Origin of the sequence: Pontibacter locisalis (genome assembly GCF_042684605.1) — a bacterium.
Classification (GTDB): Bacteria; Bacteroidota; Bacteroidia; order Cytophagales; family Hymenobacteraceae; genus Pontibacter; species Pontibacter locisalis.
On sequence record NZ_JBHULU010000021.1, the window covers coordinates 518,266 to 534,757 of the forward strand.

General features: G+C 46.6%; 16 protein-coding genes and 1 pseudogene. 5 read left to right on the plus strand and 12 right to left on the minus strand.

The genetic code is table 11. From position 1 onward, the window contains the following. Positions 1–92: 92 nt before the first annotated feature. The 3 genes from ACFSRY_RS16225 to hutG are packed head-to-tail and all read left to right on the plus strand — an operon-like array spanning position 93 to position 4,073. Entirely contained in the window at positions 93–1,805 is a 1,713-nt protein-coding gene (locus ACFSRY_RS16225) for a urocanate hydratase (protein WP_377510113.1), read from the plus strand. Positions 1,806–1,827: 22 nt separating this feature from the next. Next, positions 1,828–3,084: an imidazolonepropionase gene (gene hutI / locus ACFSRY_RS16230; RefSeq protein ID WP_377510116.1), complete on the plus strand. Its 1,257-nt coding sequence runs from the start codon at positions 1,828–1,830 to the stop codon at positions 3,082–3,084. 11 nt (positions 3,085–3,095) lie between these two features. Beyond that, on the plus strand, positions 3,096–4,073 hold the full coding sequence (hutG, locus tag ACFSRY_RS16235) for a formimidoylglutamase (protein ID WP_377510119.1): 978 nt from the start codon (positions 3,096–3,098) through the stop codon (positions 4,071–4,073). 70 nt (positions 4,074–4,143) lie between these two features. Here hutG and ACFSRY_RS16240 read toward each other — a convergent pair whose 3' ends face one another. From ACFSRY_RS16240 to ACFSRY_RS16275, 8 genes are all read right to left on the minus strand, one after another. Continuing rightward, entirely contained in the window at positions 4,144–4,560 is a 417-nt protein-coding gene (locus ACFSRY_RS16240; protein WP_377510122.1) for a T9SS type A sorting domain-containing protein, read from the minus strand. Between the two features lie 56 nt (positions 4,561–4,616). After that, on the minus strand, positions 4,617–5,546 hold the full coding sequence (locus ACFSRY_RS16245) for a DUF1835 domain-containing protein (protein ID WP_377510125.1): 930 nt from the start codon (positions 5,544–5,546) through the stop codon (positions 4,617–4,619). Between the two features lie 97 nt (positions 5,547–5,643). Continuing rightward, on the minus strand, positions 5,644–6,519 hold the full coding sequence (locus ACFSRY_RS16250) for an SMP-30/gluconolactonase/LRE family protein (RefSeq protein WP_377510128.1): 876 nt from the start codon (positions 6,517–6,519) through the stop codon (positions 5,644–5,646). A 67-nt stretch (positions 6,520–6,586) separates the two neighbouring features. Further along, on the minus strand, positions 6,587–7,699 hold the full coding sequence (locus ACFSRY_RS16255; RefSeq protein WP_377510131.1) for an AMP-binding protein: 1,113 nt from the start codon (positions 7,697–7,699) through the stop codon (positions 6,587–6,589). A gap of 176 nt (positions 7,700–7,875) precedes the next feature. After that, positions 7,876–8,331, minus strand: coding sequence for a DoxX family protein (locus ACFSRY_RS16260; RefSeq protein ID WP_377510134.1), 456 nt, complete (start codon positions 8,329–8,331; stop codon positions 7,876–7,878). A gap of 254 nt (positions 8,332–8,585) precedes the next feature. Beyond that, on the minus strand, positions 8,586–10,286 hold the full coding sequence (gene menD / locus ACFSRY_RS16265; RefSeq protein WP_377510137.1) for a 2-succinyl-5-enolpyruvyl-6-hydroxy-3-cyclohexene-1-carboxylic-acid synthase: 1,701 nt from the start codon (positions 10,284–10,286) through the stop codon (positions 8,586–8,588). A 76-nt stretch (positions 10,287–10,362) separates the two neighbouring features. Next, positions 10,363–11,544 carry a chorismate-binding protein gene (locus tag ACFSRY_RS16270; protein WP_377510140.1) on the minus strand — a complete coding sequence of 394 codons (1,182 nt, stop codon included), beginning with the start codon at positions 11,542–11,544 and terminating at the stop codon, positions 10,363–10,365. A gap of 3 nt (positions 11,545–11,547) precedes the next feature. Further along, on the minus strand, positions 11,548–11,967 hold the full coding sequence (locus ACFSRY_RS16275) for a hotdog fold thioesterase (protein ID WP_377510143.1): 420 nt from the start codon (positions 11,965–11,967) through the stop codon (positions 11,548–11,550). Positions 11,968–12,025: 58 nt separating this feature from the next. Here ACFSRY_RS16275 and ACFSRY_RS16280 point away from each other — a divergent pair, with 58 nt between their 5' ends. After that, a complete protein-coding gene (locus ACFSRY_RS16280) occupies positions 12,026–12,685 on the plus strand; it encodes a histidine phosphatase family protein (RefSeq protein WP_377510146.1) in 660 nt (219 codons plus the stop codon). 89 nt (positions 12,686–12,774) lie between these two features. Then, entirely contained in the window at positions 12,775–14,487 is a 1,713-nt protein-coding gene (locus ACFSRY_RS16285; RefSeq protein ID WP_377510149.1) for a pyruvate dehydrogenase complex dihydrolipoamide acetyltransferase, read from the plus strand. A 122-nt stretch (positions 14,488–14,609) separates the two neighbouring features. Here ACFSRY_RS16285 and ACFSRY_RS16290 read toward each other — a convergent pair whose 3' ends face one another. From ACFSRY_RS16290 to ACFSRY_RS16305, 4 genes and pseudogenes are all read right to left on the minus strand, one after another. Beyond that, a complete protein-coding gene (locus ACFSRY_RS16290; RefSeq protein ID WP_377510153.1) occupies positions 14,610–15,500 on the minus strand; it encodes an FG-GAP repeat domain-containing protein in 891 nt (296 codons plus the stop codon). Between the two features lie 72 nt (positions 15,501–15,572). Beyond that, positions 15,573–15,794, minus strand: a pseudogene (locus ACFSRY_RS16295) (helix-turn-helix transcriptional regulator). A 10-nt stretch (positions 15,795–15,804) separates the two neighbouring features. Further along, positions 15,805–15,945 carry a type II toxin-antitoxin system RelE/ParE family toxin gene (locus ACFSRY_RS16300; RefSeq protein ID WP_377510156.1) on the minus strand — a complete coding sequence of 47 codons (141 nt, stop codon included), beginning with the start codon at positions 15,943–15,945 and terminating at the stop codon, positions 15,805–15,807. Beyond that, positions 15,938–16,468: a hypothetical protein gene (locus tag ACFSRY_RS16305; protein WP_377510159.1), complete on the minus strand. Its 531-nt coding sequence runs from the start codon at positions 16,466–16,468 to the stop codon at positions 15,938–15,940. The genes ACFSRY_RS16300 and ACFSRY_RS16305 overlap by 8 nt, the downstream gene beginning before the upstream one ends. Positions 16,469–16,492 lie beyond the last annotated feature (24 nt).

A 16,492-nucleotide genomic window follows, 5' to 3' on the forward strand; every position in this document is an offset into this window, starting at 1 on the left:
TGATTTGCTAAAGCCTAAATTAAGAACATTTTTTCTGTCCTTTCTGCTTATTTTTTAAGAATATTGAACTGATACTGTCGCAATAACTAACTATGAATATGTCATCAACTATAGCAACGGAAAACCGGTCTGGTTTGTCTGTATCAGAATTCATTCAAAAATACGCCAATCATCCTACTTATATTCCACCAACCGGTCCGCAATTGAATGCGAAGAACTGGCAGACGGAGGCGGCACTGCGCATGTTCCTGAACAACCTTACCGATGAGGTTGCCGAGGATCCGAGCCGTTTGGTCGTATACGGAGGTATCGGACAGGCAGCCCGTACAGTGGCTGATGCCCAAAAGATAATTGAAGTGCTCTTAAACCTGGAGGAAGACGAGAGCCTGCTGGTGCAGTCTGGTAAGCCGGTGGGTAGGGTGCGAACACACCCGGAGGCGCCACGCGTATTGATAGCAAACAGCAACCTGGTGCCTCACTGGGCCACCTGGGAGCACTTTAATGAACTGCGTGAGCGCGGCCTGATGATGTACGGGCAAATGACGGCGGGCAGTTGGATCTACATCGGTACACAGGGGATATTGCAAGGCACTTACGAAACCTTTGCTGCCTGCGGCAGGATACATTTTAACGGAGACCTGCGCCACAAGCTGCTCGTAACCGGCGGACTTGGTGGAATGGGTGGGGCTCAGCCTTTGGCAGCTACCATTGCAGGAGCTACTTTCCTGGGGGTTGATGTAGATCCGGAGCGAATTAAAAAGCGCCTGGATACCCGGTATATTGATAAAATGACCTTTGACTACGAAGAGGCGAAAGCCTGGGTACTGGAGGCAAAGGAAAAAGGCGAGGCAATTTCGGTAGGTTTAGTGGGTGATATCGGTGATGTGCTGGAGCGCCTGATTCAGGATAATATCACACCGGAAATCCTGACGGACCAGACTTCCGCCCATGATCCGATAAACGGGTATGTTCCAAACAGCCTTACTCTGGAAGAAGCAAAAGCTTTGCGGGAGAAAGACCCGCAGGGGTATAAGGCCCTTTCCCTGAAAAGCATGGCCCGCCACGTTGGGTTTATGCTGGAGCTTCAGAGAAGAGGCAGCCGCACGTTCGACTATGGTAACAACCTCCGTGAATTTGCCCAGCAGGGAGGAGAAAAAGATGCCTTCAAAATTTCTGGTTTTGTTCCGGAGTACATGCGCCCGCTGTTCTGTGAGGGGAAGGGCCCTTTCCGTTGGGCGGCTTTGTCAGGAGATCCTGAGGATATTAAAGTTACAGATGCAGCCTTAAAGGAGCTATTTCCTGAAAACGAGCACATGATCAAATGGCTGAATGAGGCGGAGGAAAAAGTTGCCTTCCAGGGGCTGCCGTGCCGTATATGCTGGCTGGGCATGGGAGAGCGTGAAAAAGCAGGTCTTTTGTTCAATAAGCTCGTGCGAGAAGGCAAGGTAAAGGCTCCAATCGTAATTGGCCGTGATCACCTTGACTGCGGCTCTGTTGCCTCACCTTACCGTGAAACAGAAGGCATGCTGGATGGTTCTGATGCCGTTTCTGACTGGCCTTTACTTAACCTGATGTCAAATACAGCCGGAGGTGCCACCTGGGTGTCTTTCCATCATGGCGGTGGCGTAGGGATCGGGTATTCCCAGCATGCCGGTATGGTTATTCTTGCTGATGGAACAGAGCGTGCCGATCGTTGCCTGAGCCGTGTGCTGTACAACGATCCTGCGATGGGTATTTTCCGTCATGCAGATGCCGGCTATGATACAGCGAAGGAGAATGCAGAGAAGTTCGGATTGAATTTGTAGTACTACTGACTTCTTTAAAGCTATGAATAAAAAAACATCAACCTATACCCTTATAGGTCCCTTCTCACAAATTGTGACCATGGCTCACTTGCCAAAGACGGGGCCTATTCCAGATGAACAACTACATGTTCTGGAACAGGCCGGCGTACTGGTGCAGGATGACCAGATTGTGCGGGTCGGGGATTATATAAAGCTCATGCAGGAAGCTGAGCAGCACGATTATGCTTTGGTAAAAGTGGAGAGCCCGATGGTACTGCTACCCGGGTTTATTGACGCCCACACACATATTTGTTTCGCTGGATCAAGGGCAAACGACTACGCCATGCGGGTGGCAGGAAAATCATACCTTGAAATTGCCCGCAATGGAGGTGGTATTCTCGACACCGTTCGCAAGACCAGGGAAGCAACCTTAATTGAACTGGTAAACCTGCTAAAGAAACGCTGTGACCGTCACCTGCAGGAAGGCGTTACAACCTGTGAGGTAAAAAGCGGTTACGGACTGACAGTGGAGGAAGAAATTAAGATGCTGGAGGCAATTCAGCTGGTTAATAAACATCATACCTTAGATCTCATTCCAACCTGCCTGGCAGCTCACATGCGTCCGCCGGAACACACCGACTCTGGCAAGTACCTGGAGTGCATACTGAACGAACTTTTACCTGCCATCAAAGAGCAGGATCTGGCTAACCGTATTGATATATTTATTGAAGATACAGCCTTTACCGAGCTGGAGTCGCTGGAGTATTTAGTAGCTGCAAAAAAGCTGGGATTTGAACTTACCGTGCATGCCGATCAATTCAGTACAGGGGGCAGTAGGGTGGCGGCTGAAGCAGGAGCGGTAAGCGCTGATCACCTGGAAGCAAGCGGCGAAGATGAAATAGCCTTGCTGCGCGATGCAGGTGTTGTGGCTACTGTGTTACCGGGAGCCTCTCTGGGCCTGGGCATGCAGTATGCACCGGCCCGAAAGATGCTTGATGGAGGTTTATGTGTGGCGATTGCCACTGACTGGAATCCTGGTTCTGCTCCAATGGGCGACCTGCTGATGCAGGCTGCTTTATTGGGGGCATCCGAAAAGCTGACAACCGCAGAAACCTTAGCAGGTATTACTTCCCGTGCTGCCCATGCGCTTAGACTTTCAGACAGAGGTGTTCTTTCGAATGGGTTTCTGGCTGATATGATCGCTTTCCCGACAGACAACTATAAAGAGATTCTGTACTTTCAGGGAAAGATGAAACCGACCCGGATCTGGAAAAAAGGAAAAGAAATTAGCCATCAATAGTCCGGGTTGCCATGTATAAACCAACTACAAAAGCGGCCTGGAAGGGTAGAGTGGATGCGCATGATGGCGAAATGGGTTTACGCTGGCATCAGGCCGTGCAGCTCTTGAATTTGTCAGAGGGAGCACCTAAAGTGCCAGAGGAGCAGACTGCCTTTGCCTTTCTTGGGTTTTGCTGTGATGAAGGGGTAAGGCGTAACCAGGGCAGGCCCGGAGCTGTGGCCGGACCAGCCGCTTTGCGTGCGGCAATGGCTTCTTTTGCCCATCACTTGCCTGAACATGTGGCCCTGTATGATGCAGGGGATGTGCTATGCACGAATCAGAACCTGGAGGAGGCCCAGGAGCAGTTAGGAAAGAAAGTGGCACTGTTGCTGGAACAGGGGTATAGACCTCTTTTATTGGGTGGCGGGCATGAAATTGCTTATGGTCATTTTTTAGGCCTGGAAAAAGCGACAGCAGACCTCAGATTAGGGATTCTGAATTTTGATGCTCATTTTGATTTAAGAAGCTATGAGCAACAGCCTAGCTCCGGAACCCCTTTTCTGCAGATAGCTGACAAACTCAGGAAGCAAAGTCGCTCATTTTCTTATCATGTAGTAGGGCTGCAGGAGTACGGAAATACGCGAAAGCTGTTTCAGACGGCAGGTGATCTGAATGTTACTTATAGCTTGGCTGAGGAAGTGCAGTCACATAATCTTCAGCAGCCATTACAGTCCTTGAATACTTTTTTAGGTCAGGTGGACAAAGTATATGTAACAATTGATCTGGATGTATTTGCGGCCCCTTATGCTCCCGGCGTGAGTGCCTTAAATGCCTTGGGACTTCAGCCTGAACCCGTGCTGGAATTACTGAAAACAGTGGTGAGAAGTGGTAAGCTGTTAAGTCTTGATGTCGCAGAGCTGAATCCTGCCTTGGACCTGGACAACCGAACTGCGAAACTGGGTGCTACCATACTGTATGATGCACTGCGTGCATGGAGTAAGATACAATAACACAAAAAGTAAAAGCAGAGGCCGTTGAATAAATCTTATTCAGCGGCCTCTGCTTTTAGATTGTACTAACTTACCTGCCTACTTTGAATTTGGTCCAGTACGTAGTATCGCTGGTTTTTACTTCTACGAGGTATACGCTTGGCTGTAATTTACCAACATTATAACGCCATGCTTTCTTATTGTTAGCAATGCTAACAGGCTTTTGAAAAACCAATTTACCTGAGGCATCGGTTATTTGCAGCGTTGCGTTTTCTTCCAGATTCTGTGAAAAATCCAGCTGGAAAGTGCCCTTTCCTGCAGGTAGTAAATTAATTCCGGAAAGCGTTTCCCTGGTGGTATCACCGGTTGTGTCCTCTTCTGCTATAACAAGAATGTGCTTCAGTTCCTGTTTAGGAAGAGACTGGATCTGTGCAGTAGCAGTCAAGCTAAGAGCAGCTAAGGAAAGGGTGCAGGCAATTGCTTTGGTATACTTTTGCTTAATTTTCATGTTTATCAGGGGTTAAGATGTAAGTATAACCTCTGTTAAGCATATTTGGGGCCAAATTATTTTGAGTTGCCGGATGCAGCAGTTAATTCTCCTGTTTCTGAATTAAAGCAGTGGTAGCTCGAAGGTTCGATTTTCGTGCCCCCTAACCAACGGGCTTTTGGGGTGAAAGATGCTAGCCCCTGCATAACCCGCTCACCAAAGAAGCTCAGGTGTAAAGCCTCTCGTCCTTGTACCAAGTCAGGCTGCAATCGGTGGAGAATATGAAGAATTTGCAGGTCTCCGAAACCATACTCCGGGTTTTGCTTCTGAAACTGCTCAATAAGTACATCAGTGCTATCTGCTCCGTCTGAAATTAGCTCCAGGATTATGCTCTCAGGTTGGCTCAGGCCTGTCTGGCAGTATGGGAATCGATGGAAGAGTAGCTTCAGTGCCTTATGCACGGAAGGAATAAAAATCTCACGCTGCGCCAGGTAAAGTTGTAAATTCAAGGGATCAGGACCTCCGTAAAGCTGCCAGAGTTCACTTGCCTGTTTTAGTTGAGCTTTACTTTGCTGTACTCTGTCTCTGTAAAGCTGCTGTACCTGTTCATGTGTTAACTCTGAAATGCTTTTTCCATCGCGTGGCATGCATAGAGAAACAATATCTGGCTTTATTTCATGAAGCCGGTGCAGCAGGTAAAGCAGGTTTACCTGGCACATCAGGTCTCTGTCAAACCAAAGTATAACTTCAAAGAAGGCACCTGTTTCCTGTAGTTTCGGTAGCTCATCCAATACTTTCCTGCGGTAGTTCTCTTTCGTCTCCTTGTAGGAGGAGGTGATGAACTCCTGGCGCTGTTCCCAGAATTCTTCTTCAGGCAGTGTGGCAAGTGCCGGTCCCTCAGAAAGGATTTCGCGCCAGACAAGTAACTGACCCGGAAAGGCTGCTGCCTGTAAAGCTGGTAGAGAAGCGTCTCCGTTTAAGATATGTATAGTAGGAAGCTGTTTCATAGGTTTTAAAGTAGAACGCCATCAAAAAAGTAAGGCAGCTGACACAAAATGTGTCGCTGCCTTGCTTCAACATTATAACAGTTATTTCATAACGCAATTATCTGCGGGATAGTCTATACGCCACCAACCTGTTGTCCTTGAAAGTTGGAACAAGCAAAAGCCCAAGCCTCTCAGAATAGCTGATATCTGCAGCATTGATATTTTGATCTTTTGTATCCAGAATGCGCCAGTTTTTACCATCACTGTTTACAAAATATACCTCCCCGTCCCAACTGGAGACAAGGTAATCGCCAGTGCCCGTTTCTGCGATGCCATCAGCTGATTTAATCCCCTCTGTCCAATTGGTCCAGTTCTTCGTCTCCGGATCAAGGAAGCGTACATTGCCGCTGCTCATAAAGGCAACGATCATTCTGTTACCATCAATAAAAATACCGTTTGGTTTTTCCCTGTCCGTATTCTCCATCCAGGTGCTGACACGCCCATTGCGCAGCTGGTAAATTCGCTTTTGCTCTGAGTCTGTTACAAAAACATTTCCTCGGCTATCTACAGCAACATCATTCAGAAATTTAGCATTTTCTGCTTCATACCGCCCCAGAACGGCTCCGGTCTGGGTGGATATGGCCACAATTTCATTCACATCAGAAACATACAGCACATTGTTGTGGAGCGCCATTCCCTTCGGGTCATTCAAACCCGAAACCCAGTACAGTTCTTCTACTTCGCCGTTGTTATTAACTTTTGAGATGAAGCCATCACCATCTTTCTTACTGCCAGACATTTTGTTGATATTGGACACATAGATGGTGTTGCGCTGCGCATCAAAAAGGGCAGATTCGGGCGTACGAAGCGTATTGTCAGTGGCCCAGGCCTGCTCCAACTCAACAGGAGCTTTGGCTGTAAAAAGCCCCCTGTTACAGCTGCCAAGGGTTAACAATATAAATAACGAGCATACGCCCGCGAGAACATAACGCATAGCGGTTTTCAGTATTTGGTTAAATACTTTTTACGCTTCTATGTGCCTGCTGTTATGCTTTCTGCTTCTATTCGGTGTATAAGCCTAATTTTTGCATGGTACGCTTCCTAGAAAGCTTACCTGTTGCTGTTTCGGTAAATGCAGGGCTGTAGTATACTTCACGTGGTACCTCAAACTTTCTGAGTGTGCCTCGAAGCCTGTCAAAAAGGAGTTTCTCATCATCAGGCGCAAGTGGTTTCCCCTCCATGATCAGCACAATTTTATCACCCAGCAGTTCATCTGGCTGCGAGGCAATAAAGAAGCGGGGGGAGTCTGTTAGATCAGCGAAGGCTTCGGCTACTGCCAGCTCTACCTTCTCAACCTGTACCTTAACCCCGCCTGTGTTTACAACATTATCTACACGGCCTATCCATCGGAAGCGTTCCGGTGTCAGCAGCTCAACAATATCATTTGTCACCAGCAGTTCATTGTTAGTGACATCTCCTTTTATTGTCAGGCAGCCGCGTTTGTCCAGACCAATCGTGATGTTCTTCAGCACCTGGTAGTATTCTGCGGCTTCAGGACCATTCAAGCGTCTGAGAGCTATATGAGAGGATGTTTCCGTCATGCCGTAGGTATGGTATATAGGAGCCTTTATACTTTGCAGTTCGCGCTGTAGCGTAGGAGTAACAGGGGCCCCTCCAATAAGGATGCCCTTCATCGCATTAAGCTGTGCCAAGGCCTCTGGAGTTTCCTGTAGAATAGTTTGTAGCTGCATTGGCACAAAAGAAGCGAAGTCGATTTTCTCATCCCTGTCCACCAGAGAAAGAGGATTACCGATTGGTTCAACTATGATCATGGCAAGCTCTGCTAAAAAGCCCCGGACCAACATCATCATTCCTGCGATGTATTCTGTATTCAGGCAAACCAAAGTGCAATCGCCCTTTTTAAGATTGAGCAGTTCAATGGTTCGGCGGGCACTGTCTTCCATTTGCTGCCGGGTAAGGGAAATTGTTTTCGGGATACCTGTAGAACCTGACGTCTGGATAGGGAACTCCTGCACACCATTCAGCCAACTACGGCAAAACTCCAGGGTTTTCGATTCATAACCGTTTAGCGGAATGCTATTCCGGAAAGAGTAATTTGAAATTTCATCGAAGTAAAACTTCTTGCCATTTAGTAACAGATACTTTTCAGTCATTGATCAAAATTCACTATTTATACCCTGCAAAGCAGTGTGAGGTGGGAGAAACCCTATACCGGAAGCTTTACGTGTGAATGCAAAAATGGGGGCAAACTCGAACTAAAACAAGCAAAGCAGGCAAAGGTTTGTGCTTTTGCCTGCTTTGCGTCAGTGCCTGAAAGATTTAGATGAAGCTAATAAAGCCAGTCCTTCTTTGGTTTACGTATCAGCCTGTCAACAGAGAATTTACCTGAGCCAAATATCAGGAAGAAAACCAGCAGAACCAGTACAATAATAGAAGCCCACAACTCTGTGTTTTCAGAATAGAAACCTCGTTCAGGGTTAATAAAAAACACAGCTCCAAGCAAGATGGGTAACTGGAACAGGATAGCCACACGCGTTATCAATCCAAGGGCAATCAGGAAGCCCCCCACTAAATGTGCGAAAGCGACATAATGTGCAAGACCCATGGAAACCCAGGGGAACTGACTTTTGCGCATGATGCTGAAAAGTGCTTCGGTATCTTGTACGAACATGAAGCCTTTCACCATAAGAAAAATTCCCAATCCAACTCGCAGAAAGTCGAGCCACATGGGGTGGTGCGTATCTGCCCAGCGTTCTACGCGGTGCATGTCGTGTGATAGGTCCATGATTAAAAATATTTATTGGAACATATTGGTAATTAATTGTTTAAACGATTTTGATTTCAAAGTGGATGATGTAGTGGCGTATTTGTTAGTGAAGGGTTTCGGTTGTGTGGGAGAAGCTTATTGCTAACTTGAAGCAGTGTTAGGAATACCATCAGCAGCAAAGCAGATACTATAACCAAATAGGCTTTAAACGCCACTATTATAGGAATTGGAAGCGTTAAACCTGATTGTTTACTATACTAAACTGATAACTGCTAAAATTCTATACTTCTTACAGCCTGCCTGTATTTATCAAATGCTGCTGCGTTGGATGAACTGTTCGTAAAGATCTCCATGATACCGGCTCCGGTATCTGTGGACAAGAACCCAGGTAAAGCTTTCTCTAGTTCATTGATATTTCTAACAGCTACGTAATGCAAATTAAAGTCACGGGCTGTATTTTCGGCATTAAGCGCCTGCTCTGTTTCAAAAAAGGGCTCCAGTTCCGGTTGTTGCCTCGGACCATCAATTAATCTGAAAATACCCCCGGCATGGTTGTTAAGAAGCACAATACGCAGGTTCTGGGGCAGGTAGTTGTGCCACAGACCATTCCTGTCATAGAAAAAAGCAAGGTCGCCTGTGAGGAGGGTGGTAATTTTGCTGCTGGCTAAAGCGCATCCTACGGCAGTACTGGTGCTACCATCTATGCCACTGGTGCCCCTGTTTGCGAACACCTCTACTTCCTGGTCAGGTTGTAGGGCTAGTATGTTGGCATAACGAACCGACATACTGTTTGCCAGGTGCAGGTTGCTCTTGTGTGGTAGCTGTTTGAAAAAACGTGCCACTACTGCCAGTTCATGGTACCCGGAATCAGCCGTATAAGCAGACAAAAAGTTGCCAGCCTTTTTATCCATTCCCCTCCAGGCCCTGACGTAAGCTGCATCCGTTTTGGTGCTGCCTGTTAAGCCAGAGAAAAGGCTGGTGGCACTGCAGCGTATTATCTTGGTAAGCGCCTGAAAAGTATCAGCTACCTGCCCGGCTGGCTGCACATGCCAGTGTGTATTAGGTTTATAGTTACGGAGGTATAACTTCAGGCTTTTAGAAATAACTGACTTGCCAAAAGTTATCAGAAGATCAGGCTGTAGCTGTTTCAGTTTCTCAGCATTAGGGCATGAAAGGAACACATCCTGGTGGCGTACTACAGCTGGTAATTCCTGAATATTGCTAATGACATCTCCTACTATGACAGCACCCGTTGATTCAGCAAAGGCGTGAAGGCTCTGTAGCAGGTGCGGGTCATATGTTTGTTGTCCTGCTACGACGAGTACTTTGCGGTGTCTCAGGATTTCCTCCTGCAACTTTAAAGATAACTGCGGACTCATCATGTAGGCAGATTCCTCCTCGGCTATTATCTTTACTTTATTATCAAATTTAACAGGTTCACCTGGTGAAGGGTAAAACGGTTCACGTAGGGGCACGTTGATATGTACCGGGCCGCCCGGAAAAGCCATTGCTTCATTCAGTGCCTCTGATACCATACGTTCACTGTGCCAAACAGCATCCGGAGTTGAGAAATCAACCGGAAAAGTATAACTACTCTTTATGTGCTGCCCAAAGACGTTCTGCTGGCGAATGGTCTGCCCGTCCAGCTGGTCAATCCATTCAGGTGGGCGGTCAGCGGTAAGTATCAGCAAAGGAACCTGCTGAAAGAAAGCTTCAGCCACAGCCGGGGCATAATTAAGCGCAGCGGTTCCGGATGTACAGATAAGTACAGTGGGTTGACCTGTGGTTAAAGCTAAGCCAAGAGCAATAAAAGCTGCAGCCCGTTCATCACTGACCGTACGCACCAGAAAAGCTTTGTGACGGGCGAAAGCAATAGTGAGTGGTGCACAGCGCGAACCCGGTGATAGAATTACGTTCTTAACACCTTTCTGTGCGCAGATCTCCGCAACATTAACAACAGGTTGAATGATCATAGGCTGATAATGAGTAAGACGTTTTATAAGTCCCGGAGTGGGTACATGGTAAAATATTACATGGTCCGTCCGCCCCTTATTCAAAAGTAGAAAGAATCTTTTGCATCGTTTGCATCTTATGCTGCGTTTCCTGCCATTCTTTCTGCGGATTGGAGTCTCCTGTTATTCCGGCACCGGCAAATAAAATCACATCATTCTTCAGAAGCTCCATGCAGCGCAGGTTAACAAAGAGATGTGTGCCTCCCGGACTACCTACAGGACCCAGATAGCCGCTGTAGTAGGCACGGTTATAGCCCTCATGGGCAAGTATAAATTCCAGAGCAGGTTCCTTTGGCAAACCACAAACAGCTGAGGTAGGATGAAGCAGAGCCAGCATGGCAGAGCCCAGGGTAGGGAAATTCACCTCTTTCAGATCTACTTTGAAGTCAGTTCGGAGGTGCATCAGGTTACCGGCTATCACAGTCCGGGGACCGACCTCCGTGTATTCGCGTAGTCGTAGGCTCTTGAAGCAACTAAGAATGTATCGTTCCACCATTCCCTGCTCTTCAATCTCTTTTTGTCGCCAGATGGCCTCTGCCGGATTCTCAGCAGCTGGCTGTGTGCCTGCAAGAGCAACCGTATGAAAGATCTGCTCAGGGTTGATACTAACAAGAATCTCCGGTGAGGCGCCCATCCATGTTCCCACTTCCGGCACCGACACCAACGATACAAATGCCCTCGGGTACTCCTGCTGTACAGTAGCAAAAGCACCAAAAGGGGAGAAAGAAACGGGCAGGGCTCTCTGAATATTCCTTGATAAAACTACTTTTTCCATCTCACCGTTTCCGATGGCTTCCTTTGCTTTTTCAACAGCAGCAACAAAGCCTTCTTCTGTCTGGTGTTTCTGCTCAATTACTGTAGAAGGAGTATGCCAACCAACGTTCAATGTTGATGATGAAGCGAGTGCTTCTTTAAAGTCTTCAAGAGCAGCAGCAGGCACATCTGGAGAAAAAGTTAAGGCCCCTGTTTCTGTGCTGTAATGTATATCAGCTTTGATGAAGTTATTTCTATATCCGCCAGACTCCTGGAAAGGAGAAAAAAGGAAGCCAAAAGGGCTTTCCTCTAATTTTGGCTGGTGTATTAGCAGGTTTTCCTGCAGCGAGACACAGATATTAACTTCCTTGGTATGGGGTAATCGCCAAAAAGCCACCGCTCGGTTTTGTGCGATGGCTGCCTGAAAAATACGTTCTAATGAAAATTCCTGGGGTTCTGCACCCATAGTTTATTTTTTATCTATTACAGCCACTGTCATCCGGCTGATGCAAACCGTGTCTCCTGCCTCGGTAGTGATTTTCGTTTCCCAGACCTGGGTTGTTTTGCCCATATGTAAGGCAGTTGCTTTGCCATACACCCAACCTTCACGTACGCTCCGGATGTGATTGGCATTTATTTCTAAACCAACACAAGCTTTGGTTGTTGGATCAACGTGAATGTTAGCCCCAATACTGGCCAGTGTTTCAGCAAGTGCAACAGAGGCACCACCATGTAATAAACCCATTGGCTGGTGTGTGCGGTGATCTACCGGCATCTTACCGCATATATAACCTTCGCCAAACGCTGTGATTTCAATACCAAGGTGTTCTACCATGGTGTTTTTTCGCCACTCATTCAGAGTATCTAACGTAATAGAAGTTTTGTGCATGGGCTGCGATTTATATATTCGCGCTAAGATTTAACCAGAAGGCAAAAGTAGAAGAATTTTGAGTATTAAGAAAGTATACATTATTCGCCACGGGCAAACAGATTATAACCTGAATGGTATTGTTCAGGGTAGTGGAGTGGATTCGAGTCTGAATGAGGAGGGAAGACAGCAGGCTGCGAAATTCTTTCAGAAGTATCAGGATGTTGCTTTTGACAAGATCTATACCTCCACACTGCAACGCAGTGTACAATCAGTACAGCATTTTATAAATCTGGGTATCCCGCATGAGAAGCATGCTGGCCTGAATGAGATAAACTGGGGTAACCGGGAGGGCACCCGTATCACCCCAGAGGAGGATGAGTATTACCACAACATGCTGCAGCGCTGGTGCGACGGTGAAACCGGGATCTGTATAGAAGGAGGGGAAAGTCCTGACCTGGTGGCTGAGCGGCAGAAAGAATTTGTGAAGCTCATGCTGAGCAGACCAGAAGAAAAGAACGTGCTGATCTGCATGCACGGCAGAGCCATGCGTATCCTTCTCTGTACAATTCTGCACTACCCTTTACGCTGCATGGATGAGTTCCAGCACCAGAACCTGTGCCTTTACCAGCTTGACTTTACCGGGAGTATGTTTGTGGTAAAGAAGTACTGTGATACATCTCATTTAAAAGAAAGTCTGCCAGAAAAGGACAGCCTGCAGGACATAAGAACAAATTAGCCGCATATAGTTTGAATAAAATATTTTTAAATCTAATTTTGAGCGGATAAGGAAAGGCCTGATTCAGGCGACTAAACAACACGAAATTTATGGCTGAAGTTATAAGAATGCCTAAGATGAGCGATACGATGACTGAGGGGGTGATTGCATCTTGGCAGAAGAAAGAAGGCGACAAAGTTAGTGCAGGCGATATTCTTGCCGAAGTAGAGACTGACAAGGCAACCATGGAGCTGGAATCTTACGAAGATGGTACCCTGTTATACATCGGTCCAAAAAAAGGTGATTCTGTGCCAGTTGATGCCGTGATCGCGATAATCGGTAAAGAAGGAGAGGATATCTCAGGCCTTCTGAACGAAGCGAATGGTAGCGAAAAACCAGCTGCCAAAGAGGAAAAGGCAGAAGAAGACAAGCCTGCCGCAAAAGAAGAGAAAAAAGAGGAAACTAAGCCAGCTGTTGCCAAAGAGGAGGCTCCGGTAAAAACTTCTGTAGATACAAGCAACATCAAGGCTAACGTTATCCGCATGCCTAAAATGAGCGACACCATGACAGAAGGTGTGCTGGTGAGCTGGGTAAAGAAAGAAGGCGACAAGGTGAAGTCTGGCGACGTGCTGGCGGAAGTTGAGACAGATAAGGCTACAATGGAGCTGGAGTCTTATGAAGACGGTACTTTGCTTTACACTGGCGTGAAAGAAGGGGAGTCTGTAGCTGTGGATGCCATTATCGCCATTATCGGTGAGGAAGGCGCTGATTACAAAGCCCTTCTTGATGCTGCGTCATCTGACAAGCAGGAACGCCAGGAAAACGCGCAGACAGATGAAGCCATCGAGGCCGGTGTGGACGAGGTAACGTCTGATAAAGTAGAAACTGAGAAAGTGCCAGGCCCTGAGTCTGCCGAGCAAGCCGGCGCTGCAGAAGGCAATGGCCGTATCAAGGCTTCTCCGTTGGCTAAGAAAATGGCAAGTGACAAAGGCATAAACCTGAGCCAGGTAAAAGGTACCGGTGAAGGCGGACGCATTGTTCAACGTGATATCGAGAACTTTAAACCATCAGCTGCGCCTCAGAAAGCTGCTGCTCCACAGGCTGCTCCTGCAGCAACTGCAGCTGTACCAAGTGCTCCTGCCGACTCTTACGAAGAGGTAGCTGTATCGCAGATGCGTAAGGTAATTGCCCGCCGCCTGGCCGAAAGCAAATTCTCTGCGCCGCACTTCTACCTGACCATGGAAATTGACATGGACAAGGCGATGGAAGCGCGTGTAAGTATAAATGAAGTATCTCCGGTTAAAGTATCGTTTAACGACCTGGTAATTAAGGCTGCTGCTGCTGCATTGCGCCAGCACCCTGCGGTTAACTCGTCGTGGCTGGGGGATAAGATCCGTTACAACAAGCACATCAACATTGGTGTGGCTGTGGCGGTTGAAGAAGGCCTGCTGGTGCCGGTTGTGCGTAACGCCGACTATAAGTCGCTTTCTGCTATTGCAGCCGAGGTGAAAGACCTGGGAGGCAAAGCTAAGAGCAAGAAACTGCAGCCATCAGATTGGGAAGGGAATACCTTCACGATCTCCAACCTGGGCATGTTCGGCATAGAGGAGTTTACAGCCATCATCAACCCGCCTGATGCCTGCATCATGGCAGTAGGTGGCATTAAGCAGACGCCTGTGGTGAAGAATGGCAACATCCAGATCGGTAACGTGATGAAGGTAACGCTAAGCTGCGACCACCGCGTGGTAGACGGAGCCGTTGGTTCTGCCTTCCTGCAAACGTTTAAGAATATGCTGGAGAACCCGGTGAGAATACTGGTATAACCACAGCAAAGTATAAAGTATAGAAAACGCCTCTTCGGGAACGGAGAGGCGTTTTTGTTTTATTACGTTTAATACATTACAGCTAATGTGCAGGCGTACCCGAGCTTAAAAGCTGTGCGGTGTTAGTTACAGGTTTTCTTCTTTTCTAGATAGCTGATTAATTCATTTATTCTCTTGCTGTCATTCCTGTTATCAGTTCCCATTTGCTTTAATATGCCTATTCGCCAGTCAAGGTAGTCTGTGTACATGCAGGTCTTATCAGTGAATCTGCCGTTATCGTAGGCAAAGACTTTGATGCTGTCCATCACAAAGGAGTTGAACACCTTGAAGTAGTTTGGCATATTGAAGGTGAAGTTATTGGCACCCTCTACCCGGGCTATCTGGTCATACTTTTGATGCACTTGTTCTCTAACGTCATCGGTAAGAAAGAACTCTGGTCCTTCCACATGCTCTGTCCCTTCGTAGCCCGAATCCAATAATTCTGGCACGCCGTCTCCGTCTATGTCTACTATCACAGAATAGTCATTCCAGTTTTGGTAAGCAAGTTTGAAATTTTCTTTCCGATAGTCTTTGCTTGACTGGTTCAGGTATACCTCAGTTCCGTATACCTCTTCCTGACCAAAGTACAAGGTTAAGTCTTTTCTGCCGTCCCTGTCGAAGTCAACGAATGAAAAAGTGTGAGGCGGAAAGTCGCTGCTGTCTTTGTCCTGCCATATGGGGTTGAAAGTCTCATTCTCCTTTGTCCAGATGACAGTACCTAAATACCTGTTCTCACTCACGTACTGGGAGAGAAACAGGTTGTCCCTGATGGTGTCGGTAGAAAGTATTTTATTAGTGCTTGAGCCAATGACTGCAGAGTTGGAAAGGCTACTCTCCAGGTTGAAGGTTTGAGGGCTTTCAGCCACACTTACAGTCCCGGGATTCTCTACCGCTAAAGTTGTCTCCTCACTTGTTGTGCTACAACTTTGGCAGGCAAAAAGAAGGGCTATTCCTATGGCTGAAACTGTTTTCATAGATTATAAATGGTAACTATCAGTTTGTACTGCATGAGGCTGAAGAGTGGCTAATTTTTTAGCAGTGCTGGGTTAGGCTGCGTTCTTCTCAAAGCGCTTTATCGTTTCCAGCTCTTTTTGCTTATTTGCCATTTCTTCTTCCAAATTGTAGTCGTCTTGGAGCCCGAGCCAGAATTTAGGGGAGTTGCCAAAGTAGTAACTTAATCTTCAGGCTGTATCTGCTGTGATGTTTAAAGGGACAAGAAACTCTTCCTGCAGTATTTCTCCTGGATGAATATTAGGTAATCGTTCCATTTCTTTATTCTTAGTGGAAATCTATTATTTCTACTTCTGATGCTTGGCCATTACTCCATTGGAAGTTAATTCTCCACTGGCTGTTTATCCTGATACTGTAGAACTCTTTCAGGCTTCCCGCTAACGGCTCTGCTATGGTGCGTTTATGCACTATAGCTTTGGTGTGCTAATGTAGTTTTAGTTTTAAGGTAGTTATAATAATGACCAACGATTAATTGCCATAAGTATATGGAAATTGTCATTGCTAATATATCATGGTCTATCGCTCGTGGAATAAAAGTTACAGCACCTAAAAAAAAGGCAACTGCAAATTCGGACCAATCTAAATAAAGTCGCTTTGTAAAGAATTTCAGGATTGCAAGGGTAACGGGTGCTCCAATTGCTGGGAGTAAAATATCTTTAATCTCAATACTATAAATTTCAAATTCGATAAAAGGGCTCATAAAAAGATAATGAAGGATACAGTAAAAGATACTTGTAGTAATAGAAAACGCCTTCCAGTTATCAGACAAGTTAGCGATACTCAAAGTAAACACTATACCTATTGTGGGTAAATACCCATAGAATAATCCCCATAACTCATTGTAATCACGGTCAAGGCTACTATACAATCCTAACAGGAAAAGAATAGTTGTTGTAATCGTTAGCCTTTTATGGAGTAACTCTTTTATCATTTTATATTTGCTAACGGCTTGTGT